Genomic DNA, 21,860 nt, shown 5'->3' on the forward strand with positions numbered 1-21,860 from the left:
GACCGGGCCCTAGTGCGCGGCCCGGGCGATGTACGCCCGCGACACACGCTTGCGGAACACCCAGTAGGTCCACGCCTGGTAGGCGAACACGAGCGGGAGGAACACCAGGGCCACCCAGCTCATCACCGTCAGCGTGTAGTCGCTGCTCGAGGCGTTGGCGACGGTCAGGCTGTTCGCCGGGTCGTTCGACGCGGGCATGACGTCCGGGAAGATCGCCGTGAACATCGCCACGACCACCGCGGCGATCGTGACGGCCATCAGGGTGAAGGCGCGGCCCTCCCGGCCCCAGGCGTTGCAGAGCACGGCGAGGACGAGCGCGAGCGCGGCGACGACCGAGAGCACGAGGCTGGACGGGGTCGCGCGGACGGACGCCATCGACACGAGGAAGGCGGCAGCGACGACGATCGTCAGCACGCCCGCCCGGGTCGCGAGCCGCTTGGCGCGCTCGCGGATCTCGCCCTCGGTCTTGAGCGCCACGAAGACCACGCCGTGCGTGAAGAACACGAGCAGGGTCGTCAGCCCGGTCAGCAGGGCGAAGGGGTTGAGCAGGTCGAACACCGTCCCGGTGAAGTCGTGCCCGGCGTCCATCGGGATGCCCCGGACGACGTTGCCGAACGCGACGCCCCAGAGGAAGGACGGCACCGCGCTGCCGACGACGATCATCAGGTCGAAGCGGCGCTTCCACTCCGGGTGCTTCCGCTGGTGGCGGTACTCGAACGACACCCCGCGGGCGATGAGCGCCGCGAGGATGAGCAGCAGGGCCAGGTAGAAGCCGGAGAACATCGTGGCGTACCACTCCGGGAACGCCGCGAAGAGGAGCGCGCCGGCGACGATGACCCAGGTCTCGTTGAGGTCCCAGACCGGGCCGATGGTGTTGATGAGGACCCGGCGGTCGGTGTCGTCCCTGCCGAGGAACGGCAGGGACATGCCGACGCCGAAGTCGAACCCGTCGAGGACGAAGTACCCGACGAAGAAGAGTCCGACGATCGCGAACCAGACAACGGGGAGATCCACTAGTACACCGTCACTTCGTGCTCGACCTCGCCGGTGACCTCGTCGACCTCCGCAGGAGCGGCGGGGCCCTCCTGCGCGACCTTCTTGATGAGCCCGAACTCCACGACCGCCAGCGCGCCGTAGATGAGCGTGAACACGACCAGCGAGATGAGGACCTCGACCCCGGTGACGTTCGGCGAGACGCCGTCCGCGGTGCGGAGCAGGCCGAAGACCAGCCACGGCTGGCGACCCATCTCGGTGAAGACCCAGCCCATGATCATCGCGGCCATCGGCAGCGGGACGGACCAGGTGGCCACACGCCACACCCAGCGCTGCGTCGGGAAGCGGCCCTTCCGGGTGAGCCAGAGCCCGGCCAGCGAGACGAGGACCGCACCGACGCCCAGCGCGATCATCCAGCGGAACGACCAGTAGGTCACCCAGATGATCGGCTTGTAGTCACCCGGGCCGTACACCTGCGTGTACTGCGCCTGCAGGTCGTTGATGCCCTCGACCGTGCCGGTGAAGGTGTGGGTCGAGAGGAACGAGAGCAGGTACGGGATGCGGATGGAGAACAGCTCGTGCACACCGTCCGGGGTCCCGAGCGTGAAGACCGAGAACGAGGCGTCCTTGCCCGTCGACGTGTTGTAGAGCGCCTCGGCCGCGGCCATCTTCATCGGCTGGGTGTCGACCATCGTCAGGCCGAGCTGGTCGCCGGAGAGCACGGTCAGTGCCCCGGAGGCGAGCATCGTCCACATGCCGAACTTCAGCGCCGGCATCATCGTCTCGAGGTTCTGGTTGCGGGCCAGGTGCCACGCGGCGACCGCGACGATGACCGAGGCAGCCACCATGAACGCGCCGAACAGGGTGTGCGGGAACGCGGCGAGGGCGACCTTGTTCGTCAGGACGGCCCAGATGTCGGTGAGCTCGGCACGGCCCTTGGCCTCGTTGATCGCGAAGCCGACGGGGTGCTGCATGAAGGCGTTGGCCGCCAGGATGAAGTACGCCGACATCATGGTGCCGACGCTCACGCACCAGATGCTCGCGAGGTGCAGGGCCCGCGGCAGCCGGTCCCACCCGAAGATCCAGATGCCGATGAACGCGGCCTCGAAGAAGAACGCGAGGATGCCCTCGAGCGCGAGCGGAGCACCGAAGACGTCACCGACGAAGCGCGCGTAGTTCGACCAGTTCATGCCGAACTGGAACTCCTGCACGATCCCGGTGACGACGCCCATCGCGAAGTTGATGAGGAAGATCCGGCCGAAGAAGCGCGTCAGCTGCAGGTAGTGCGCCCGACCGGTCCGCACCCACGCCGACTGGAAGACCGCCACGACGAGGGCCATGCCGATCGTCAGCGGGACGAAGAGGAAGTGGTAGATCGTCGTGAGCCCGAACTGCCACCGCGACAGGACGAGCGGATCGAGGAGGTCGTTCATGCGGCGTGTCCGAGCCGGGTCGCCGCGCGCTGTTCGTGCACGTTGGTTGCTTCCTACGGGAGGTGGGACTTCAGGTTCGTCACGCCGTCGGGACACCTCCACGCTACCGGCCGGACACCTGGCTCGACAAGTTGTAGAGGCCGTCTCTGCACGAACGTGCAGCGGCTGTGATCGGCACAACCGTGCGGAACATCGGTGCTGCGGACCCACCCCGCAGAACGACGACAGGTGCCGGGCCGAAGCCCGACACCTGTCGTCTGTTGTCTGTCGTCTGGCGTTCAGCGCGCGGGGCGCCGGGTCAGAGCAGACCCTCCTCGGTGAGGAAGTCCTTCGCGATCTCCGACGCCTTCTCCTTGTCGGTGACGCTCTTCTGGTTGAGCTCGATGAGCTTCTCCGTGGTCAGCTTCTCGTTCACCCCGTCGATGGCGTCCGCGGCCTTCTCGTCGACCTTGTCGGACACGACCGGGATGACGTTCTGCGGGAGGATGAGGTTCTCCGGGTCCTTCAGCGAGACGAAGTCGTTCGCCTTGATGCTCGGGTCCGCGCTGTAGATGTCGGCGAGCTGGACGGTGCCGTCCTTGAGCGCCTTGACGGTCAGCGCGCCGCCGGAGTCCTCGACCGCCTTGAAGTCGACGTCGACGCCGTAGACCGACTTCAGACCGTCCGGGCCGTACGGGCGGGTCTGGAACTCGGAGTTCGCACCGACGGTGAGCTTCTCCTTGACGTTCTTCAGGTCGGCCAGGCTCGTGACGTCGTTCTCCTCGGAGAACTGCTTCGTCACGGTGTAGCTGTCCTGGTCCGTGGCGTCGGCCTCGTCGAGGACGCGCAGGCCCTTCGGCAGCGCCTTCTCGAGGCCCTCGTCGATCTGGTCGGCGGTCTTGGCCGTCGACGACTTGTCGAAGTACTGCAGCAGGTTGCCGCTGTACTCCGGCATGACGTCGATCGCGCCCTTCTCGAGCTGCGGGATGTAGACCTCGCGCTGCCCGATGTTGAAGTTGCGCTGGACGGTGAAGCCGTCCTTCTCGAGGACCTGCGCGTAGAGCTCGGCGATGATCTCGTTCGAGTAGTACTGCTGCGAGCCGATGACGATGGTCTTCGAGTCCGAGGAGGCGCTCGAGCCGCTGCTGAGCGGGTCGCTCGAGGCGCAGCCGGTGAGGGCTGCTGCGACGCCGAGTGCCGTTGCGGCGGCGAGGGCGACGCGGATCCGTGCTGTGATCACGATGGGTTTCCTTCCGGGATGGGATTGCGGGCTCGCTCGCGCGATCCCTGGCGCTGCCGCGCGGACGGGTCGGCGGTGCCCTTCGGCACCGCCGCCCGCTGCAGCGCGGCGAACACGATCTCGAACGCGATCGCGAGTGCGATCACGAGGATGGAGGCGCCGAGCATCTCGGCGTAGTCCTGGGTCTTGAGGCCGAGGAAGAAGTAGCCGCCGAGGCCACCGGCGCCGACGTACGCGGCGAGCGTGGCGGTCGCGACGACCTGCAGGACGGCGGCGCGCACGCCACCGATGAGCAGCGGGAGCCCGAGCGGGATCTCCACCTTCCAGAGCACCTGCCAGCCGGTCATCCCCTGCGCCTTCGCGGCGTCGACCGTGACGGGGTCGACCGACTCGATGCCCGCGTAGGCACCGGCGAGCACGGACGGGACGGCGAGGATCACGAGGGCGAGCAACGGCGCCTGGAGGCCGATGCCGAGCATGAGCCCGAAGAGCGACAGCACGCCGAGGGTCGGCAGGGCGCGGATGCCGCCGGACAGCGCGATCGCGAGGCCGCGGGCCCGACCGGTGTGCCCGATCGCGTACCCGATCGGGATCGCGATGACCGAGGCGATGACCACCGCGAGGAGCGTGATCCACACGTGCTCCCAGAGCCGGGCCGGGATCGCGTTGAAGCCGGTGTAGTTCGCCGGGTCGAACACCCAGCCGAAGGCCTGACCGATGATCACGAGACCACCTCCGCACGCTGGAGCACGCGACGTGCGGCCCGTCGGCTCCGTGGCGCGCGTCGCGTCCACGGCATGACGACCCGACCGAGCAGGACGAGCAGACCGTCGAGGGCGAAGGCGAGCACGAGCACCATGACGATGCCGGAGATGATCTCCTCGAAGATGCCGCGGGCGAGACCGTCCGTGAACAGCGACCCGAGGCTCTGGATCCCGAGCACCGCGCCGACGGTCGTCAGCGAGATGGTGGAGACCGCGACCACGCGGAGCCCCGCGAGGAGGACCGGGCCGGCCAGCGGGAGCTCGACGCGGAAGAACCGCTGCACGCCCGAGTAGCCCATCGCCGTCGACGCGGCCTTGGTGCCGGCGTCCACCGAGGTCAGCCCGTCCACCGTCGACCGGACCATGAGCGCCAGGCCGTAGATCGTCAGGCTGATGATGACGTTGACCGGGCTCTGCAGGCTCGTGCCGATGATGCTCGGCAGCGCGACGAACAGGGCGAGCGACGGGATCGCGTAGAGCAGTCCCGCGAACGTCACGATGCCGCTGCCGAGGCCGGCCGCGAAGCGGGAGCCGCCGGGCCGCTGCAGCCGGACGACGAGCCACCCGATCGGGATCGACAGCAGGAAGGCGATGATGATCGGCGGGATCGCGATCGCGAGGTGCGAGGTCGTGTCCTCCCCGATCGTGTCGAGGTTGGACAGCACCCACTTCACCGCGGACTCCCACCCTGCGCCGCAGCACCCGGGGCGCCGGTGGGCGCCTCGGCCTCGGAGCGGACAGCGGCAGCGGCGTCGACGACACCGACGGGGCCGGTGAGCACACCGGCGGCTCGGCCGTCCCCGTCGACGACGATCGGCCCGGTCGGGGTCTGCTCGACCCGCAGGGCACGACGGCCGCGACCGGCGCCGATGAAGTTCGCCACGAAGTCGTCCGCCGGCGCGGCCAGGATCTCGGCGGGCGTGCCGAGCTGGGCGATCTCGCCGCCCTTCTTGAGGATGACGACCTGGTCGCCGAGCTTGAACGCCTCGTCGATGTCGTGCGTGACGAACACCACGGTCTTGCCGAGTTCGCGCTGCAGCCGGATGAGCTCGTCCTGCAGGTCGGTGCGCACGAGCGGGTCGACCGCACCGAAGGGCTCGTCCATGAGGAGCACGTTCGGGTCGACCGCGAGGCCGCGGGCGACGCCGACACGCTGCTGCTGGCCGCCGGAGAGCTGCGACGGGTACCGGTCCGCGAAGGCCCGGTCCAGCCCGACGGTGTCCATGAGCTCGAGGGCCCGGGCGCGGGCCTCGCCCTTCGACACCCCCGTGAGCAGCGGCACCGTGGCGATGTTGTCCACGACCCTGCGGTGCGGGAGCAGACCGGCGTTCTGCATCACGTAGCCGATCCGGCGACGGAGCTGGACGGGGTCGACACCGGCGACGTCCTCTCCGTCGATCGACACCGTCCCGGCCGACGGGTCGACCATCCGGTTGATCATGCGGAGGAGGGTCGTCTTGCCGCAGCCGCTCGACCCGACGAAGACCGTGGTGGTCCGCGAGGGGATGACGAGGCTGAAGTCGTCGACCGCGTTGGTGCCGTCCGGGTACGTCTTGCGCACCGAGCGGAACTCGATCATGTGGGTGCCCTTCTGTTCGGAGGTAGCCCGACTCCGGATGAGCGTACCCGTGTGGTCCGCCGACGGTTCCGTTGCGACCCACCATGACGGAACGCGGACAACGGACAAGCCGAGAACGCGCCCAGCGAGCGCTCCGAGGGACGCCGCACAGCGCACGACGCCCGCGCTCCGGGAGCGGAGCGCGGGCGTCGTGGTGTCCCGGCGACGGTTCGGTCCGTCCCCGCGGGCGTCAGGAGGCGGCGACCACCGCTTCGAGGTGTGCGCGGCTCATCGTGCGGTACTCCTCGATGAGCGCGGTGTCGGGTGCGGACCGGTCGCGCATCGCACGGGCGATGACGGCGTGCGCGGACTCGGCGAGCACGACCCAGGTGCGCGCCACCCGCTCCCCGCCCGGGAACCCGAACCGGTCGTGCAGGACCTGTGACACGGCCGCCCCCAACGCGGCCATGCGGTCCTCGGCGTCACGGGAACCGGTGTCGGCAGCGTCCCCGAAGCGGATGGCCCGGAAGCCGGGCTCGGTCCGGTACATCTCGACGGTCGCGTCGATGAGCGCGTCGCAGGCCTCCTGCCAGGAGCCCGCCTCGCTCTCGTCGAGTGCCGACAGGAAGCGCTCGGCGAGCCGCTGGGTGCTCCTGATGGCGAGCGCCTCGACGACGGCGATGCGGTCCGGGAAGTACCGGTAGACCGTGCCGATCGACGCCCCCGCGCGCTCGGCCACCATGGCCGTGGTCAGTCGCTCGAACCCGATCTCGTCGATCACCGCGGCGGCGGCGTCCAGGAGTCCCGCGAGGCGCGCCGAACTGCGGGCTTGGACCGGCTCGTTCCTGAGCAGTGATGATCCCCCCGGCAGTGCGTTCGATACCTCGGTGACGAGCACGTGTTCTCCTCTTGCACTCCGTCCGGAGCGCGGTCATGTGGGAAGTGACGGAGGCAACTCTCGCAGAGACCGGCTGGGTCGTGGCTGCGACTCACAGGCCGAGCGCACCGGGATCCGCCCTCCCGAGCCGCCTCGTGGAAGGATGGGGCCATGCCCGCCCCGACGCCCCACGAGCCGTCGCTGGCCGCACCGATCCTCCACCGAGCCGCCCGCATCGAGGACGCCGTGCAGGAGTTCCGGGAGCACCGCGCACGTCGGCACGGGCTCGTCCCGACGGTCGTGCCGTACACCGGGTACGGCGCTCCGGGCTGGATCCGCGTGCTCTGCCGCGTCCTGCTCACCCGCCGAGGCCTGGCGTCGGACGTCTCCTTCGCCGGCGTCCGCGGCTGGCGGAGCTTCACGAGCGTCGCGGTCGACGACGCCGAGGTGACCGTGACCGCCGGCGGCACGACCCACGTGGTGCAGTCCGACCGCGGCGGTGTGGTCGACGTGAAGATCCCGATCGACCTCGAACCGGGGTGGCAGACCGTGCGCCTTTCGGCCGGTGGGATGCGGGACGTGGAGGCCGACGTGTTCATCGTGGACCCGTCGACACGCTTCGGACTGCTGTCCGACATCGACGACACCGTCATGGTGACCTCGCTCCCCCGTCCGATGCTGGCCGCCTGGAACTCCTTCGTCCTCACCGAGCACGCACGGCGTCCGGTGCCGGGGATGTCGGTGCTCTACGAGCGCGTCCTCGCGCAGCACCCCGGTGCGCCGACCGTGTACCTGTCGACCGGCGCCTGGAACGTGGCGCCGACCCTGCAGCGGTTCCTGACCCGCAACATGTACCCGTCCGGCACCCTGCTGCTCACCGACTGGGGTCCCACCCACGACCGCTTCTTCCGGAGCGGGCAGCTCCACAAGCAGGAGAACCTGCGGCGCCTCGCCGAGGACTTCCCGGACGTCCAGTGGCTGCTCGTCGGCGACGACGGACAGCACGACGAGGCCCTCTACGGTGCGTTCGCGCAGGAGCACCCCGAGAACGTCGCCGGCGTCGCGATCCGCCAGCTGTCCACGAGCGAGGCGGTCCTCGCCGGTGGTCGCTCGCGCGCACAGGAACGGACCCGCGACACGTCGGCCCCCTGGGTCTACGCCCCGGACGGTGCAGGCCTGTGGTCGGAGCTCGCCCGGGTCGGTCTCGCCGACGCCGACCCCGCGACCCCGCTCTGATCGGGGCCGACTCCTCCTCCGCCGTGCCGGGCGACCGCTCGGGGGCGACCCCCGACGACCGCTGAGCAGACCTTCAGCGCCGACCGTCGCCCGGCGACCCGGTGGTTGGATCGGCGCATGAGCACCGGAACCCCGCCGAACCGCATCGAGGACCACGCCCTCATCGGCGACACCGACACCGCCGCCCTGGTCGGACGGGACGGCACGATCGACTGGGCGTGCCTGCCCCGGTTCGACAGCCCGTCCACGTTCGCCTCGCTGCTCGGCACCGAGGACCACGGACACTGGTCGCTCCGTCCCACCGACCCGGCCGCCACGAGCACCCGACGCCACCACCCGGACACCCTCGTGCTCGCCACCGTGTGGACGACGCCGACCGGCACCGTCGAGGTCACCGACCTCATGCCCGTCGGTGCACACCGTGCCGCGATCATCCGGCGCGTCCGGGGTCTGCAGGGCACGGTCGAGATCGAGCAGACGCTGCGCATCCGCTTCGACTACGCCCGCGCGCTCCCCTGGGTCCGCCAGATCGGCGGCGACGACGACCCGGCCCTGCTGGCGACCGCAGGACCGGGCTCCGTGATCGTGCGCGGGGTCCGCTTCCACGCCGACGACCACCGCCACACGAGCACCGTGACCGTGCACGACGGCGACGTCGTCGACACGGTGCTCACCTGGTACCCGTCGCACCGGGAGCCGCCGGAGCCGCTCGACGTCGACGCGGCGCTCGAGCACACCGAGCGGTGGTGGCGCGACTGGATGGCGACCGCGCACACCGAGGGCCCGTACGCGGAGGCGAGCCGACGCTCCCTGCTGATCCTGCGTGCGATGACCCACGGCGAGACCGGCGGCGTCGTGGCGGCCGCGACCACGAGCCTCCCGGAGGACCCCGGCGGGGAGCGCAACTGGGACTACCGCTACGTCTGGCTCCGCGACGCCTCCCTCGCCCTGGCCTCCCTGATCGCGCACGGCTACCGCGACGAGGCGACCCACTGGCGCGGCTGGCTGCTCCGCGCGATCGCCGGCGATCCCGCCGACGTGCAGATCATGTACGGCATCGCCGGCGAACGGGAGCTCCCGGAACGCTCGATCGACGAGCTGCCCGGGTACCTCGGGTCGCGGCCCGTGCGCGTCGGCAACGGTGCGTCGACCCAGTACCAGGGGGACGTGTTCGGCGAGGTCCTGGCCGCGCTGCACGACGCCCGCGAGCTCGGCGTCGAGGAGAACGCGGACTCGTGGGCGCTGCAGCGTGCGCTGCTCGGCTACGTCGAGGAGCACTGGCAGCAGCCCGACAACGGGATCTGGGAGATGCGCGGCCCGCGACGGCACTTCACGCACTCACGGGCTATGATCTGGGCGGCGCTGGACCGCGGCGTCGCAGCCGTCGAGGAGTTCGGCCTCGAGGGGCCGGTGGACCGCTGGCGGACCCTCCGCGACCAGGTGCGTGCCGAGATCGAGGAGCACGGCTGGAACGCCGAACGGGGCAGCTACCGCCAGCACTACGACACCGACGAGGTGGACGCGAGCCTGCTCGTGCTGCCGCAGATCGGCTTCGTGCGCGCCGACGACCCGCGCATGACCGGCACCGTCGCCGCCATCGAGCAGGACCTGCGCGTCGGGGAGCACGGCCTCGTGCTGCGCTACCGGACGACGTCGGGCTTCGACGGGCTGTCCGGCAGCGAGCACCCGTTCCTGGCGTGCTCGTTCTGGTTGGTCGAGCAGTACGCGGCGTCGGGACGCGTCGACGACGCCGAGCGGCTGATGGACGTGCTCGTCGGCTACGCCAACGACGTCGGCATGCTGTCCGAGGAGATCGACGTCGCCACCGGGCACCACATCGGCAACACGCCGCAGGTGCTGTCGCACCTGACCCTCGTGTCCGCGGCGGACGCCATCGCCCGGGCTCGCGGTACGGCGTCCGGGCACCGGACGCGACTGGCCGTGCACGACGGCGGGACCCGGTCCTCGACCGGCAGGGGGACGCGCGCCGGCTCCGCGTCCTGACGGGGCCCGCAGACGGACGGGAGGCGCGGGGCCAGCCGGCACCGCGCCTCCCCGTCCGTCAGGTGGGGACGTCCGTCAGGACGACGACTCCCAGTCCGCCGGGCCGCGCGAGCCCGCGCGGTACTCCTCGAGCGGGACCTCGCCCGACTTCCAGGCGTTCACGACCGGCTCGACGATCTCCCAGCAGCGCTCAGCGACGTCGCCGCGGATCGACAGCAGCGGGTCGTCGTGGAAGATGCCGTTCAGGACCTCGCCGTACGGGGTGAGCTCACCGTCGTCGAACGTCGACGACAGGGTGACCTGGCCCATCTCGAAGGGGTTGCCGCCGCCGTTCGCGGAGACCGACAGCTCGATCTCGTCCGGGTTGAGGACGATCCGGAGGGTGTCCGCCTTCGGGCGACCGGACAGGCCGGAGGGCAAGCGCGTCACGGGCTTGAAGGTGATGAGCACCTCCTTGCGGCTGGCGCCGAGCGCCTTGCCGGAGCGGAGCGTGAAGGGGACGCCCTTCCAGCGCGCGGTGTCGACCTCGACGGAGATCTCGGCGAGCGTCTCGGTCTCGCGCGACTTGTCGACGCCGTCCTCGTCCTGGTACGACGGCAGTTCCTTGCCGTCGATGGTGCCCGCCGTGTAGACCGCACGGCGCGAGGCGATCTTCGGGTCGCCGCCCTTGAGCTCGGTGGACCGGAGCACCCGGGCGAGCGAGGAGCGGAACTCGACCGCGTCGATGTCCGCCGGGGCGTCCATCGTGACGATGCCGAGGATCTGCAGCAGGTGCGACTGGATCATGTCGACCATCGCGCCGGCCTCGTCGTAGTACTGCGCGCGGTTCTCGAGACCGAGGGTCTCGTCGTAGAAGATGTCGACCTTCTCGATGTTGTCGGCGTTCCAGATCGGCTCGAACAGGCGGTTCGCGAAGCGCAGGCCGATGATGTTGAGGACCGTGGTGCGACCGAGGAAGTGGTCGGTGCGGTGGACGCGCTCCTCGGGGACGAGCTCGAGGACGGTCTTGTTGAGGGCCTGGGCGCTCGCGACGTCGGTGCCGAACGGCTTCTCGAACGCCAGGGTCGTGCCCTCGGGCAGCTCGACGTCCTGCAGTGCCTCGCAGATGTCGGAGGCGATCTGCGGCGGGAGCGCGAAGTAGAGGATCGGCTCGGCCTCGGCGGCGTCGAGCAGGGCCTTCAGGTGCGCGGGGTCGGTCGGGTCGCCCTGGATGAACTGCGTCGACTCGATGGTCGCGTCGACCTCCGGGCCCTTGACGTCCTGCGACGCGAAGGACTTCGTCACGACGTCCTTCCACTGCTCCTCGCTGCGGGCGCTGCGGCCCGTACCGATCAGCTGGACGGGGACCGCTCGACCGCTCTGCAGGAACGTGCCGAGGCCCGGGAGCAGGAGGCGGGAGGCGAGGTCGCCCGTCGCGCCGAAGATGATGAGGGTGCGCTTGTCGGTCACCGGAGGTGAGTCCTTTCGCTGTCGTTACGAGGTCCGCACGGGTCAAGCCGCGGGCGGGCCGGTTGATTCCCTGCGAGGTCCGGCGTACCCGCTCGGCGCCGAGAGCTCGGTCCGTGGTGGGGTACGGGTCCCGGACACACGTCGGGCGGCACCGGATGTGGTGCCGCCCGAGGTGTCAGGTGGGGATCGGGATCAGTGCCCGAAGTTGCCGCGGTAGTACTCGTAGACCCAGCCCACGAGCGTCACGGTCACGAGCGCCAGCCCGATCGGGACGATCCAGAGACCGGCCGCGAGACCGAGGAAGCACACGGCCGTCGAGCCCGCGAGCAGGATCGGCCACCACGACCACGGGCTGAAGTGCCCGAGCTCGGCGTCGCCGTCCTCGATGTTCGCGTCCGGACGGTCCTCGGGCAGCACGCCGCCCTGCGAGGACATGACCTTGCCGAGGTAGAAGGCGATGAACGCCGACATGATCCCGGTGAGGCCGATCGCCACGGTGCCGACCCACTCGGGCCGCCCGTAGTAGATGAGCGCCCAGATGGTGTACGCAGCGTCCGCGAGGACGAAGAAGACGAACAGGATCCAGAACAGGTTGGTGTTGGCGCGCATGGCGTTACTTCACCTCGCCCTTCGCGGCGTCGTAGGTCGGGGCGTCCGGGGCGTCCTTCGCCGGACCCACACCGATCGGCACACCGGCCTCGGGGTGGTTCAGGTCGAACGCCGGGGACTCGGAACGGATCCGCGGGATCGACGTGAAGTTGTGGCGCGGCGGCGGGCAGCTGGTCGCCCACTCGAGCGAGCGGCCGTAGCCCCACGGGTCGTTCACGGCGACCTTCGGCGCGTTCCGTGCGGTCACGTAGACGTTGAAGATGAACGGCAGGAACGAGATCGCGAGGATCATCGAGCCGATCGTCGACAGCTGGTTCATCCACGTGAAGCCGTCGTTCGGCAGGTACGTCGCGTAGCGACGCGGCATGCCGATGACGCCCAGCCAGTGCTGGATGAGGAACGTCGTGTGGAAGCCGATGAACAGGAGCCAGAAGTGGATCTTGCCGAGGCGCTCGTTGAGCATGCGGCCCGTCCACTTCGGCCACCAGAAGTAGAAGCCGGAGAACATCGCGAACACGACGGTGCCGAAGACCACGTAGTGGAAGTGCGCGACCACGAAGTACGAGTCGGACACGTGGAAGTCGAGCGGCGGCGACGCCAGGATCACGCCGGTGAGACCACCGAAGGTGAACGTGATGAGGAAGCCGACGGCCCAGAGCAGCGGGGTCTCGAACGTGACCGAGCCACGCCACATCGTGCCGACCCAGTTGAAGATCTTCACGCCGGTCGGGACCGCGATGAGCATCGTCATGAGCGAGAACCACGGGAGCAGGACGCCACCGGTGACGTACATGTGGTGTGCCCACACCGTGACCGACAGGGCCGCGATGGAGATGGTCGCGTAGACGAGCGTCTTGTAGCCGAAGATCGGCTTGCGGCTGAACACCGGGAAGACCTCGGACACGATGCCGAAGAACGGCAGCGCGATGATGTACACCTCGGGGTGGCCGAAGAACCAGAACAGGTGCTGCCAGAGCAGGGCACCGCCGTTGGCCGGGTTGTAGATCTGGGCGTCGAACACGCGGTCGAGGCCGAGGCCGAACAGCGCGGCGGCGAGGACCGGGAAGGCCATCAGGACGAGCAGCGACGTCACGAGGGTGTTCCACGTGAAGATCGACATGCGGAACATGGTCATGCCCGGGGCACGCATCGTGATGATCGTCGTGATGAAGTTCACGGCGCCGAGGATCGTCGAGAAGCCGGTCATGCCGAGGCCGAACACCCAGAGCGTCCCACCGAGACCCGGCGTGAACGTCGTGTCACTCAGTGGCGCGTAGGCGAACCAACCGAACGACGCCGCACCCTGCGGGGTGAGGAAGCCGCCGACGGCGATGAGCGACCCGAACAGGTAGAGCCAGAAGGCGAACCCGTTCAGACGCGGGAAGGCGACGTCCGGCGCACCGATCTGGAGCGGCATGATCGCGTTCGCGAAGCCCGAGAAGAGCGGCGTCGCGAACATCAGCAGCATGATCGTGCCGTGCATCGTGAAGAGCTGGTTGTACTGCTCCTTCGTCGCGACCACCTGCAGGCCGGGCTCGAAGAGCTGGGCACGGATGACCAGCGCCATGATGCCGGCGAGCAGGAAGAAGACGAACGAGGCGATCAGGTACATGTACCCGATGGTCTTGTGGTCGGTGGAGGTGATCCACCGGACGATGATGTTGCCCTTCCGCCCGACCTTCGACGCCTGGAAGTCCGGCGTCGAGGGCCTGGTCGGCTGGCCGACGAGTGACGTTGTCATCTGACGAGCCCCTACTTGTTCTCGCTCGACGCCTCGACCGGCGCCTGGTTGTTCGGTTCGTTCGTGTTGGTGTCGTACTCGTTGCCGAGCAGACCGACCTTGCCCTGCTCGCGCAGGGTGTCGAGGTACTGCTGGTACTCGGAGTCGGACACGACCTTGACCTGGAAGAGCATCAGGGAGTGGTACTCACCGCAGAGCTCGGCACACTTGCCCTGGTACGTGCCCTCCTTCTGCGGGATGAAGTACTCGTAGTTGGTCTTGCCCGGGAGCATGTCCTTCTTGTAGAGGAAGTCGATGACCCAGAAGGAGTGGTCGACGTCGCGCGAGGAGAGCTCGATCTCGACCTTCTTGCCGACCGGCAGGTAGAGCGTCGGCAGCTGCGACTCGTCGATCGCGCCGGACCCGTTCTCCTCTTCCTGGGCCTGGATGCCCTGGTAGTAGACGCTGTCCTGCGGGTTGTCCTTGTCGATGTAGTTGAAGTCCCACGCCCAGCGCTTGCCGTACACGTGGATCGTCGCGTCGGGGTCGTCGAACGGCTTCTCGATCGCCGACTGGTCCTTCGCGGTGAAGGCGAAGAAGCCGAGCACCAGGATGAGCGGCACGATCGTGTAGAAGATCTCGAGCGGCATGTTGTAGCGCATCTGCACCGGCAGGCCGGTCTGGCCCTTGCGACGGCGGTAGACGATCGCAGCCCAGATGATCAGGCCCCACACGATGAGGCCGACGGCGAGGAGCACGATCCAGCTCGTCGTCCACAGGCCGACGACGCGGCTCGTGTGGTTCGTGACGTCCTTGGTCTCCTCGGTGCCCGGGAGCCACCCGTTCATCTGCTGCTGCGTGCAGCCGGCCAGTGCGATGACCAGACCGACGGCCACCGGGACGGCCGCCCAACGTATACGGCGATTCGAACGCACTGTTACCTCTCGGAGTACATGGCACGGGAGCCGGTGGTGGAGGTGCTGTCAGCACGGAGGCCACGCATTGCTCGCTCCCAGCTTGGTTGGAACACTCCTAGCTTACTCGCAGCCGGCGACAGCTCGCGCACGCCCGACACGCTCCGAGCCCCGGAACGACAGCTCCCCGGGCGGTTTTCCCCCGGTCCTGGCGCACGTGCACGCCTCCGCGGACGACGAGCGGGGAGCGACCAGATCGGTCGCTCCCCGCTCGCGTGTCGGTTCGGTCGGCGGACAGTGGTCCGCCGGAGCCTCAGTGGAAGCTGTCGCCGCAGGCGCAGCTGCCCTGCGCGTTGGGGTTGTCGATGGTGAAGCCCTGCTTCTGGATCGTGTCCTCGAAGTCGACCGTCGCACCGTCGAGGTACGGGACGCTCATCTTGTCGACCACGACCTCGACCCCGCTGCCGAACTCGACCGTGGCGTCACCGTCGAGCAGGCGCTCGTCGAAGTAGAGCTGGTAGATCAGGCCCGAGCAGCCACCGGGCTGGACGGCCAGGCGCAGACGGAGGTCGTCGCGGCCCTCCTGCTCGAGCAGGCTCGCCACCTTCGCCGCCGCCGCGTCGCTGAGCCCGACGCCGTGTGCGCGTGCGTCCGTCGCCGGTGCGTTGTCGATGATGGTGTCGCTCATCCGCGCGTCTCCCTCCGGGCGGTGTCGGTCACCGCGCCTGGGGTCGATTGTAAGCACGGGAGCCGACAGGGCGGCGCATCCGTCCACAGGTCGTCCCGGGAGACGGACTGGAGGCCCGTGGCGGCGTCGCCACGGGCCTCCAGTCCGTCTCGTCTCCCCCGGATGGGACCCGGAGGTCGCGCCTCAGGCGCGCGTCGCGAGCCGCGCCAGCAGGATCGTCTCGGACGTGATGGCCCGGTGCAGCACGCCGAGGTGCTGCGACTCGTTCGGGCTGTGCGCGCGGGTGTCGGGGTCCTCGACGCCGGTCACCAGGATCTGCGCCTCCGGGAACTCCGCCGCCAGGTCGGACACGAACGGGATCGACCCGCCGATGCCCTGCTCGACCGCGGCGTTGCCCCAGCCCTCGTGCATGGCGGTGCGGGCCTCCTGCACGGCCCAGCCCGCGGTGTCGACGAGGAAGCCGTCACCGGTGTCGACCTCGGTGATCTCGAGCCGCGCGCCGAAGGGGACGTGGGCGCGCAGGTGCCGCTCGACCGCGGCGTACGCGTCCGTCGCCGCCTGGCCGGGCGCGATCCGGACGGACACGCGGGCGGAGACCGTCGGCAGCAGCGTGTTCGAGGCGTTCGCCACGCTCGGGACGTCCATGCCGGTGACGGTGATCGACGGCTGGAACCACATGCGCGACAGGACCGGGCCGGTCCCGACGGGGCGGACCCCCTCGACGAGGGCGGCGTCGGCGACGAGCTCGGCGTCGCTGCGCTCCGGGACGTCCGCCTCGTACGACGTGAGCCCCTCGACCGCGACCGAGCCGTCGTCGTCGTGGAGCGAGGCGAGCAGGCGCGCCATCGGGATCATCGCGTCGGGGGCCGCGCCGCCGAACATGCCGCTGTGGCTCGCGTGCTCGAGCGTGGTGAGGGTCAGCCGGAAGGTGACGTTGCCACGGAGCGACACCGTGATCGAGGGCACGTCGACCGACCAGTTGTCGCTGTCCGCCACGACGATGACGTCGGCGGACAGGTGCTCCTTCTGCTCGCGGAGGAAGGTGCGGAACGAGCGCGACCCGAACTCCTCCTCGCCCTCCACGAAGAGCACGACACCGAGGTCGAGGTCGTCGCCGAACTGCGCGTGCAGCGCGCGGAGCGACGCGACGTGCGTCATGACGCCGGCCTTGTCGTCCGAGGCACCCCGGCCGTACAGGCGGTCGCCGCGCAGGGTCGGTTCGAACGGCGGCGTCTCCCAGAGGGCGTCGTCGCCCTGCGGCTGCACGTCGTGGTGCGCGTAGAGCATCACCGTGGGCCGACCGTTGCGGGCCGGCCGGACCGCGAGCACGGCGGGCTGGCCGAGCTCGACCCCGGCGTGCTCGTCGGCCGTCCCGTCGGCTCCGGTCGGCGTCTCCCCCTCGACCGCGGAGCGGACGATCCGGACCGCGTCGTCGGCGAAGACCCCGGTGGAGCGGGCGAGGTCCGCGACGGCCTCGGCGCTCGCCCGGACGTTGGCCGGGTCGAACGCCGACCACGACACCGACGGCAGCCGGACCAGCGCGGAGAGGTCCGCGACGGTGGTCGGCAGGGCCCCGTGCACGTGTTCGCGCAGGGCGTCGAGGAGTGCGGGGTCGGTCGCGGAGCTGTGCTGGTCGGTGTCGGTCATGTCCCGTAATCTAGAGGAGATCCAGCACGCAACCGCAGTCAGGAACGCACCGTGGCGAAGGCAGCCCCCAAGACCAACACGACCGTCAACCCGCCGGAGGAAGAACTCCTCGGGTCCGGCAAGGGTCGCCCGACGCCGTCCCGTCGCGAGCGCGAGGCCGCCAACCGTCGTCCCCTCGTCGGCAACAGCCCGGAGGACAAGAAGGCGGCGCGGGCGCGACTCAACTCCGAGCGCGAGAAGGCCCGCGTCGGCATGGCGAACGGCGAGGAGCGCTACCTCCCCGCGAAGGACCGCGGCGAGCAGCGGAGGTTCGTGCGCGACTGGATCGACGCCCGCTGGAACGTCGGCGAGGTCATGATGCCCGTCCTCGTGCTGTTCCTCGTCGTCGGGTTCGCCGCCGCGCGGACCGCGCTGGCGTCGTACTCGCTCCTGCTCGTGTGGGCGTTCGTGGCGCTGTTCGTGCTCGACTGCATCGTCCTCTGGCTGTCGCTCCGCAAGAAGCTCACCGCACGCTTCGGAGAGATGCAGCGCGGGACGTTCCTCTACATCCTGACGCGGGCGTGGCAGCTGCGCTTCCTGCGCCTGCCGAAGCCGCAGGTGCGTCGCGGGCAGTACCCGACCCTCTAGCGCGGTCCCGTCGAGCGCCGTCCGGCTGAGCCGGGCGGCGCTCCGTCGTTCCCGTGCGAGGTCGCGGTGCGCGCCGTCGTTCTCGGAGCGTGGACCCGGCGCAATGCGGTCTTGTCCGCTCGACCCGCCGTCCGCACGGCAACGAGGTTCCACGACTCGCCGCTCGCCGCACGCCGGGGTCCCGAGGATCTCCCTGTCTGCCTTCGAGAGCACGGCATTCTGGAACCTCGCCGGCCCGAGGTCGGGAGCGCCGCAGCGCCGCAGTGCCGCAGTGCCGCAGCACGTCAGCGCCCTGCGCGCTCCTCGCGCCGCAGACGCCGGCGCCGCAGCCGGTTGATGCGCGTCGCCCACGTCGGACCCTCGTAGAGGAACGCCGTGTAGCCCTGCACGAGGGTCGCCCCCGCGTCGATGCGGTCCTGCACGTCCTGCTCGCTCGTCACACCACCGACCGCGATCACGCAGAAGTCGGACGGCACCGCGGCGCGCACCCGGCGCAGGACCTCGAGCGACCGGGCGGCGACCGGTGCCCCGGAGAGGCCACCCGCCCCCATCGCCTCGACCTCGGCGGCCGGCGTGACGAGGCCCGTCCGGGCGATCGTCGTGTTGTTCGCGATGACGCCCGCGAGACCGAGGTCGACCGCGAGTCCGGCGATGGCGTCGATCTGCTCGTCGGTCAGGTCCGGCGCGATCTTGACGAGCACCGGCGTGTTCCCGGCGGCGTCGCGGACGGCGGAGAGCAGCGGTCGGAGCTGGTCGAGCTCCTGCAGACCGCGCAGCCCCGGGGTGTTCGGCGAGCTGACGTTGACGGCGAGGTAGTCGGCGAACGGGGCGAGCAGCCGCGTCGACTCGAGGTAGTCGTCGACGGCGTCCTCGACCGCCACCACGCGGCTCTTGCCGATGTTGACCCCGATGACCGGACGTCCGGGGTTGCGGCGCGCCCGCTCGAGCCGTCGAGCCGCGCGCGCGGCACCGTGGTTGTTGAAGCCCATCCGGTTCACGAGTGCCCGGTCGGCGATGAGCCGGAAGAGCCGCGGCTTCTCGTTGCCCGGCTGCGGCTTCGCGGTGATCGTGCCGACCTCGACGTGCCCGAACCCGAGCAGCCCGAGCCCGGCGATCCCCCGCGCGTCCTTGTCGAACCCGGCCGCCAGCCCGAAGCGCGAGGGGAAGTGGATCCCCATCGTCGTGACGCCGTCGGCGGCGGAGGGCCGCGAGTACCGCTCGACGACCCCGCTCAGGAACGGCACCGCCGGCAGCGCCCGGATCACTGCGAACGCGATGTGGTGCGCCCGCTCCGGGTCCATGTTCGCGAACACCGACCGGAAGACCACGGCGTAGCCGTTGCGCACGGCCTGCTCGGCGAGACCGCTCATGCGCTGTTGCCCGCTCCGCTGCCGGTCTGCGTCGCCGCGTGGTGGTCGAGCCGGAGCTGCCCGATCGCCTCCTCGAAGTCCTCGAGCGTGTCGAACGCCTGGTACACGCTCGCGAAGCGGAGGAACGCGACCTCGTCGAGTTCGCGGAGCGGTGCGAGGATCGCGAGACCGATGTCGTTCGCGTCGATCTGGCTCGACCCCGACGCCCGGACGGTCTCCTCGACGCGCTGCGCGAGGACGGCCAGGTCCCCGTCGGTCACCGGGCGGCCCTGGCACGCCTTGCGGACTCCGGAGACGATCTTGTCGCGGCTGAACGGCTCGGTCACGCCGTTCCGCTTCACGACGTTGAGCGAGGCGGTCTCGGTGGTCGAGAACCGGCGTCCGCAGTTCGGGCACTGGCGGCGTCGACGGATCGAGGTGCCGTCGTCGCTCGTGCGGGAGTCGACGACGCGGGAGTCCGGGTGGCGGCAGAAGGGGCAGAACATGTCGCTGCCCAGGCTATCGGCTCGGCGGCCGCACCAGGGGCGCGACGACGGACCGGTGGACGATCAGGCCCTGCCGGTCCGCTCCGTGACGGCCGCACCGTGGCCGGGCAGCTGCTCCTCGGACGACAGCGCGACGATGTGCGGAGCGACCTCGGCCAGCGCCGCTGCCGTGTAGCGGATGACCTGCTGCGGCCGCAGGAACGTCGACGCGGACAGGCCCGCGCCGAACCGCGCCTGGCCGCCGGTCGGCAGCACGTGGTTCGACCCGGCGAGGTAGTCCCCCAGGCTCACGGGCGTGCTCGGCCCGACGAACACGGCACCCGCCGCGTCGATGTCGGCCAGCACGGCGTCGTCGTCGGCGGTCTGGATCTCCAGGTGCTCCGGTCCGTAGGCGTTGCTCACCGTCGCAGCATCGGCGAGCGAGTCCACCAGCACCACGGCCGACTGCGGACCGTCGAGTGCGGTCTGGAGGCGCGCTGCCGTCCCGAGCGCCGCCACCCGTTCCGGGATCGCCGCCTCCACCGCGTCGGCGAACGTCGCCGACGTCGTCACCAGCACGCTGCCGGCCTGCTCGTCGTGCTCCGCCTGGCTGACGAGGTCGGCGGCGACGTAGCCGGGGTCCGCGGAGTCGTCGGCGATCACGAGGATCTCCGTCGCCCCGGCCTCGGAGTCGATGCCGACCACGCCGCGCACCAGGCGCTTCGCGGCCGCGACGAAGTTGTTGCCCGGCCCGGTCACGAGGTCGACGGGTTCGAGGCCGATCTCGGCGACGCCGTACGCCAGGGCACCGACCGCGCCGGCACCGCCCATCGCGTACACCTCGTCGATGCCGAGGAGCCCCGCCGCGGCGAGGATCGTCGGGTGCACCCGCCCGCCGTGCGCACGCTGCGGCGGCGACACGAGGGCGATCGAGCCGACCCCGGCGACCTGCGCGGGCACGACGTTCATGACGACGCTCGACGGGTAGACGGCCTTGCCGCCGGGCACGTACAGGCCGACGCGGCGCATGGGCTGCCAGCGCTGGTGCACCTCGGCGCCGTCCGCGAGCGTGGTGACGGAGCCGGCGGGCACCTGTGCAGCACTCGCCGCACGGACGCGGCGGATGGCCTCGTCGAGGGCCTCGCGGAGTGCCGGGGCGAGCCCGGCCACGGCGGCGGCGATCTCGGCGGCGGGCACGCGGACGTGCTCGGGCGCTCCCCCGTCGAACCGCTCGGCCTGCTCGCGCAGCGCCGACGCCCCGTGGTGTCGGACCGCGTCCACGAGCTCGCGCGCTGCGTCGACGGCGTGGGAGACGTCGCCGACGGCGCGCGGCATGAGGCGGAGGAGGTCGGCACGGGCGGGCAGTCCGCCGCGGAGGTCGATTCGCTGCATCATCAGACCGCCAAGCCTACCGACGCGGGACGGGAGACCACGGTGCCCGACCCTCGGGGTGCCGCGGCCGGCCCGCAGACGGACGAGACGCCGACAGGAGGACCGGACCCGTGCCTCCCGGCCGTCAGGTGAGTGCGTCGACGACGGGTCGGTGTCGCCGGATCGCAGCGTCGTCCCACGCGCCGAGCAGGTGGAGCGTCGCGATGCGGAACGCGAGGGCGCGCACGAGCAGTTGCCGCCATTCGGCGGTCCCGACACCGAGTGTGTCGACCCCGTCGACCGGCAGGCCGTGCCAGCAGACGGCGTCCGTCACCGCGATGGCGGCGGCGTAGCCGGGGGCTCGCCAGTAGGGCGCCCAGTCGATGACGACGGGGGCAGCGCCCGGACCGCTGAACAGGACGTTGCCGAGCAGGTCGCCGTGCACCAGCTGCTCCGGTGCGCTCACCGGGCGGAACGCGGCGGCGAGTCGGGCGAGCGTGCGCCCCGGTGGCAACGCCGCCTCGCCCCAGGCCGCTCGGTCGGCGCGGCTCCACGCGTCGTCCTTGCGGTCGAGGAAACCGGGCCGATCGAGGTGGGCAACCGCCCGGTGGAACGCCGCTCCCGCGCGGAGGACGTCCTCGACACGGCGCTCGTCCGCGTGGCCGGGTACCCACTCCCAGGCCTCCCAGTCGCCGGACCGCCACCCTCCGTCCGCGGTCGCGACCGGACGCGGGGTGCGGAAGTCGTCGTGGTGGTGCAGCGCTGCGAGGACGTCGCCGCGCCAGTCCGTCTCGGCGGCGCCGTCGTGCGGACGGAGCACCACGTGGCCCGCCCGGTACGTGCGGCCGCGACCACCGGCGAGCCGTCCCACCGGTTCCACGGCTCCGAACGCCCGCACGACCGCGGGGTCCGGAGCA

Annotated in this window: 20 protein-coding genes; 3 read left to right on the top strand and 17 right to left on the bottom strand. The window is 70.5% G+C overall.

The features are described from left to right. Positions 1–9: 9 nt before the first annotated feature. From cydB to QUG92_RS08035, 7 genes are all read right to left on the bottom strand, one after another. Positions 10–1,014, bottom strand: a complete 1,005-nt coding sequence (gene cydB / locus QUG92_RS08005; protein ID WP_289458644.1) for a cytochrome d ubiquinol oxidase subunit II — start codon at positions 1,012–1,014, stop codon at positions 10–12. Next, positions 1,014–2,426, bottom strand: a complete 1,413-nt coding sequence (locus tag QUG92_RS08010) for a cytochrome ubiquinol oxidase subunit I (protein WP_289458645.1) — start codon at positions 2,424–2,426, stop codon at positions 1,014–1,016. Before QUG92_RS08010 ends, cydB begins: the two co-directional genes overlap by 1 nt. A 298-nt stretch (positions 2,427–2,724) precedes the next feature. Beyond that, on the bottom strand, positions 2,725–3,645 hold the full coding sequence (locus tag QUG92_RS08015) for an ABC transporter substrate-binding protein (protein ID WP_083263648.1): 921 nt from the start codon (positions 3,643–3,645) through the stop codon (positions 2,725–2,727). Next, on the bottom strand, positions 3,642–4,370 hold the full coding sequence (locus QUG92_RS08020; protein WP_069711139.1) for an ABC transporter permease: 729 nt from the start codon (positions 4,368–4,370) through the stop codon (positions 3,642–3,644). The genes QUG92_RS08015 and QUG92_RS08020 overlap by 4 nt, the downstream gene beginning before the upstream one ends. Next, positions 4,367–5,083, bottom strand: coding sequence for an ABC transporter permease (locus QUG92_RS08025; protein WP_289458648.1), 717 nt, complete (start codon positions 5,081–5,083; stop codon positions 4,367–4,369). Before QUG92_RS08025 ends, QUG92_RS08020 begins: the two co-directional genes overlap by 4 nt. Then, positions 5,080–5,988: an ABC transporter ATP-binding protein gene (locus tag QUG92_RS08030; RefSeq protein ID WP_069711141.1), complete on the bottom strand. Its 909-nt coding sequence runs from the start codon at positions 5,986–5,988 to the stop codon at positions 5,080–5,082. Before QUG92_RS08030 ends, QUG92_RS08025 begins: the two co-directional genes overlap by 4 nt. A gap of 229 nt (positions 5,989–6,217) precedes the next feature. Beyond that, positions 6,218–6,865: a TetR/AcrR family transcriptional regulator gene (locus tag QUG92_RS08035; RefSeq protein ID WP_182046527.1), complete on the bottom strand. Its 648-nt coding sequence runs from the start codon at positions 6,863–6,865 to the stop codon at positions 6,218–6,220. A gap of 150 nt (positions 6,866–7,015) precedes the next feature. Here QUG92_RS08035 and QUG92_RS08040 point away from each other — a divergent pair, with 150 nt between their 5' ends. Beyond that, entirely contained in the window at positions 7,016–8,080 is a 1,065-nt protein-coding gene (locus tag QUG92_RS08040; RefSeq protein WP_289458650.1) for an App1 family protein phosphatidate phosphatase, read from the top strand. 117 nt (positions 8,081–8,197) lie between these two features. Continuing rightward, a complete protein-coding gene (locus QUG92_RS08045; protein ID WP_182046525.1) occupies positions 8,198–10,084 on the top strand; it encodes a glycoside hydrolase family 15 protein in 1,887 nt (628 codons plus the stop codon). A 75-nt stretch (positions 10,085–10,159) separates the two neighbouring features. On the opposite strand, the gene QUG92_RS08050 is transcribed toward QUG92_RS08045, so the two are convergent. The 6 genes from QUG92_RS08050 to QUG92_RS08075 form a co-directional block, all read right to left on the bottom strand. Next, positions 10,160–11,533 carry a glucose-6-phosphate dehydrogenase gene (locus tag QUG92_RS08050; protein ID WP_289458652.1) on the bottom strand — a complete coding sequence of 458 codons (1,374 nt, stop codon included), beginning with the start codon at positions 11,531–11,533 and terminating at the stop codon, positions 10,160–10,162. 192 nt (positions 11,534–11,725) lie between these two features. After that, entirely contained in the window at positions 11,726–12,142 is a 417-nt protein-coding gene (locus QUG92_RS08055; RefSeq protein WP_182046523.1) for a cytochrome c oxidase subunit 4, read from the bottom strand. 4 nt (positions 12,143–12,146) lie between these two features. Further along, complete coding sequence (ctaD, locus tag QUG92_RS08060) at positions 12,147–13,883, bottom strand: aa3-type cytochrome oxidase subunit I (RefSeq protein WP_069711147.1); 1,737 nt, start codon at positions 13,881–13,883, stop codon at positions 12,147–12,149. Between the two features lie 11 nt (positions 13,884–13,894). Then, entirely contained in the window at positions 13,895–14,797 is a 903-nt protein-coding gene (gene ctaC / locus QUG92_RS08065) for an aa3-type cytochrome oxidase subunit II (protein WP_182046522.1), read from the bottom strand. Between the two features lie 292 nt (positions 14,798–15,089). Beyond that, positions 15,090–15,464, bottom strand: a complete 375-nt coding sequence (locus QUG92_RS08070) for a HesB/IscA family protein (RefSeq protein WP_069711149.1) — start codon at positions 15,462–15,464, stop codon at positions 15,090–15,092. A 183-nt stretch (positions 15,465–15,647) separates the two neighbouring features. Further along, positions 15,648–17,111 (bottom strand): dipeptidase, encoded by a 1,464-nt coding sequence (locus QUG92_RS08075; protein ID WP_289458653.1) that lies wholly within the window; start codon positions 17,109–17,111, stop codon positions 15,648–15,650. Positions 17,112–17,162: 51 nt separating this feature from the next. Here QUG92_RS08075 and QUG92_RS08080 point away from each other — a divergent pair, with 51 nt between their 5' ends. Next, entirely contained in the window at positions 17,163–17,738 is a 576-nt protein-coding gene (locus tag QUG92_RS08080) for a DUF3043 domain-containing protein (protein WP_069711151.1), read from the top strand. 284 nt (positions 17,739–18,022) lie between these two features. On the opposite strand, the gene QUG92_RS08085 is transcribed toward QUG92_RS08080, so the two are convergent. The 4 genes from QUG92_RS08085 to QUG92_RS08100 all read right to left on the bottom strand — a co-directional run bounded on the left by QUG92_RS08085 (position 18,023) and on the right by QUG92_RS08100 (position 21,841). After that, a complete protein-coding gene (locus QUG92_RS08085) occupies positions 18,023–19,108 on the bottom strand; it encodes a quinone-dependent dihydroorotate dehydrogenase (RefSeq protein WP_069711152.1) in 1,086 nt (361 codons plus the stop codon). After that, positions 19,105–19,593 carry a transcriptional regulator NrdR gene (nrdR, locus tag QUG92_RS08090; protein WP_182046519.1) on the bottom strand — a complete coding sequence of 163 codons (489 nt, stop codon included), beginning with the start codon at positions 19,591–19,593 and terminating at the stop codon, positions 19,105–19,107. Before nrdR ends, QUG92_RS08085 begins: the two co-directional genes overlap by 4 nt. A 63-nt stretch (positions 19,594–19,656) precedes the next feature. After that, positions 19,657–20,967, bottom strand: a complete 1,311-nt coding sequence (gene hisD, locus QUG92_RS08095; RefSeq protein ID WP_289458656.1) for a histidinol dehydrogenase — start codon at positions 20,965–20,967, stop codon at positions 19,657–19,659. A 121-nt stretch (positions 20,968–21,088) separates the two neighbouring features. Continuing rightward, positions 21,089–21,841: an aminoglycoside phosphotransferase/kinase family protein gene (locus QUG92_RS08100; protein ID WP_289458657.1), complete on the bottom strand. Its 753-nt coding sequence runs from the start codon at positions 21,839–21,841 to the stop codon at positions 21,089–21,091. Between the last annotated feature and the right edge of the window lie 19 nt (positions 21,842–21,860).

This window comes from Curtobacterium citri (assembly GCF_030362955.1).
Lineage (GTDB): Bacteria > Actinomycetota > Actinomycetes > Actinomycetales > Microbacteriaceae > Curtobacterium > Curtobacterium citri.

Excerpts from the sequence above, each read along its gene's own strand:
- QUG92_RS08055 (WP_182046523.1), bottom strand. The coding sequence starts at position 12,142 with ATGCGCGCCAACACCAACCTGTTCTGGATCCTGTTCGTCTTCTTCGTC.
- hisD (WP_289458656.1), bottom strand. The coding sequence starts at position 20,967 with ATGATGCAGCGAATCGACCTCCGCGGCGGACTGCCCGCCCGTGCCGAC.
- nrdR (WP_182046519.1), bottom strand. The coding sequence starts at position 19,593 with ATGTTCTGCCCCTTCTGCCGCCACCCGGACTCCCGCGTCGTCGACTCC.
- QUG92_RS08030 (WP_069711141.1), bottom strand. The coding sequence starts at position 5,988 with ATGATCGAGTTCCGCTCGGTGCGCAAGACGTACCCGGACGGCACCAAC.
- QUG92_RS08040 (WP_289458650.1), top strand. The coding sequence starts at position 7,016 with ATGCCCGCCCCGACGCCCCACGAGCCGTCGCTGGCCGCACCGATCCTC.
- QUG92_RS08010 (WP_289458645.1), bottom strand. The coding sequence starts at position 2,426 with ATGAACGACCTCCTCGATCCGCTCGTCCTGTCGCGGTGGCAGTTCGGG.
- QUG92_RS08085 (WP_069711152.1), bottom strand. The coding sequence starts at position 19,108 with ATGAGCGGTCTCGCCGAGCAGGCCGTGCGCAACGGCTACGCCGTGGTC.
- QUG92_RS08045 (WP_182046525.1), top strand. The coding sequence starts at position 8,198 with ATGAGCACCGGAACCCCGCCGAACCGCATCGAGGACCACGCCCTCATC.
- QUG92_RS08070 (WP_069711149.1), bottom strand. The coding sequence starts at position 15,464 with ATGAGCGACACCATCATCGACAACGCACCGGCGACGGACGCACGCGCA.
- QUG92_RS08075 (WP_289458653.1), bottom strand. The coding sequence starts at position 17,111 with ATGACCGACACCGACCAGCACAGCTCCGCGACCGACCCCGCACTCCTC.
- ctaD (WP_069711147.1), bottom strand. The coding sequence starts at position 13,883 with ATGACAACGTCACTCGTCGGCCAGCCGACCAGGCCCTCGACGCCGGAC.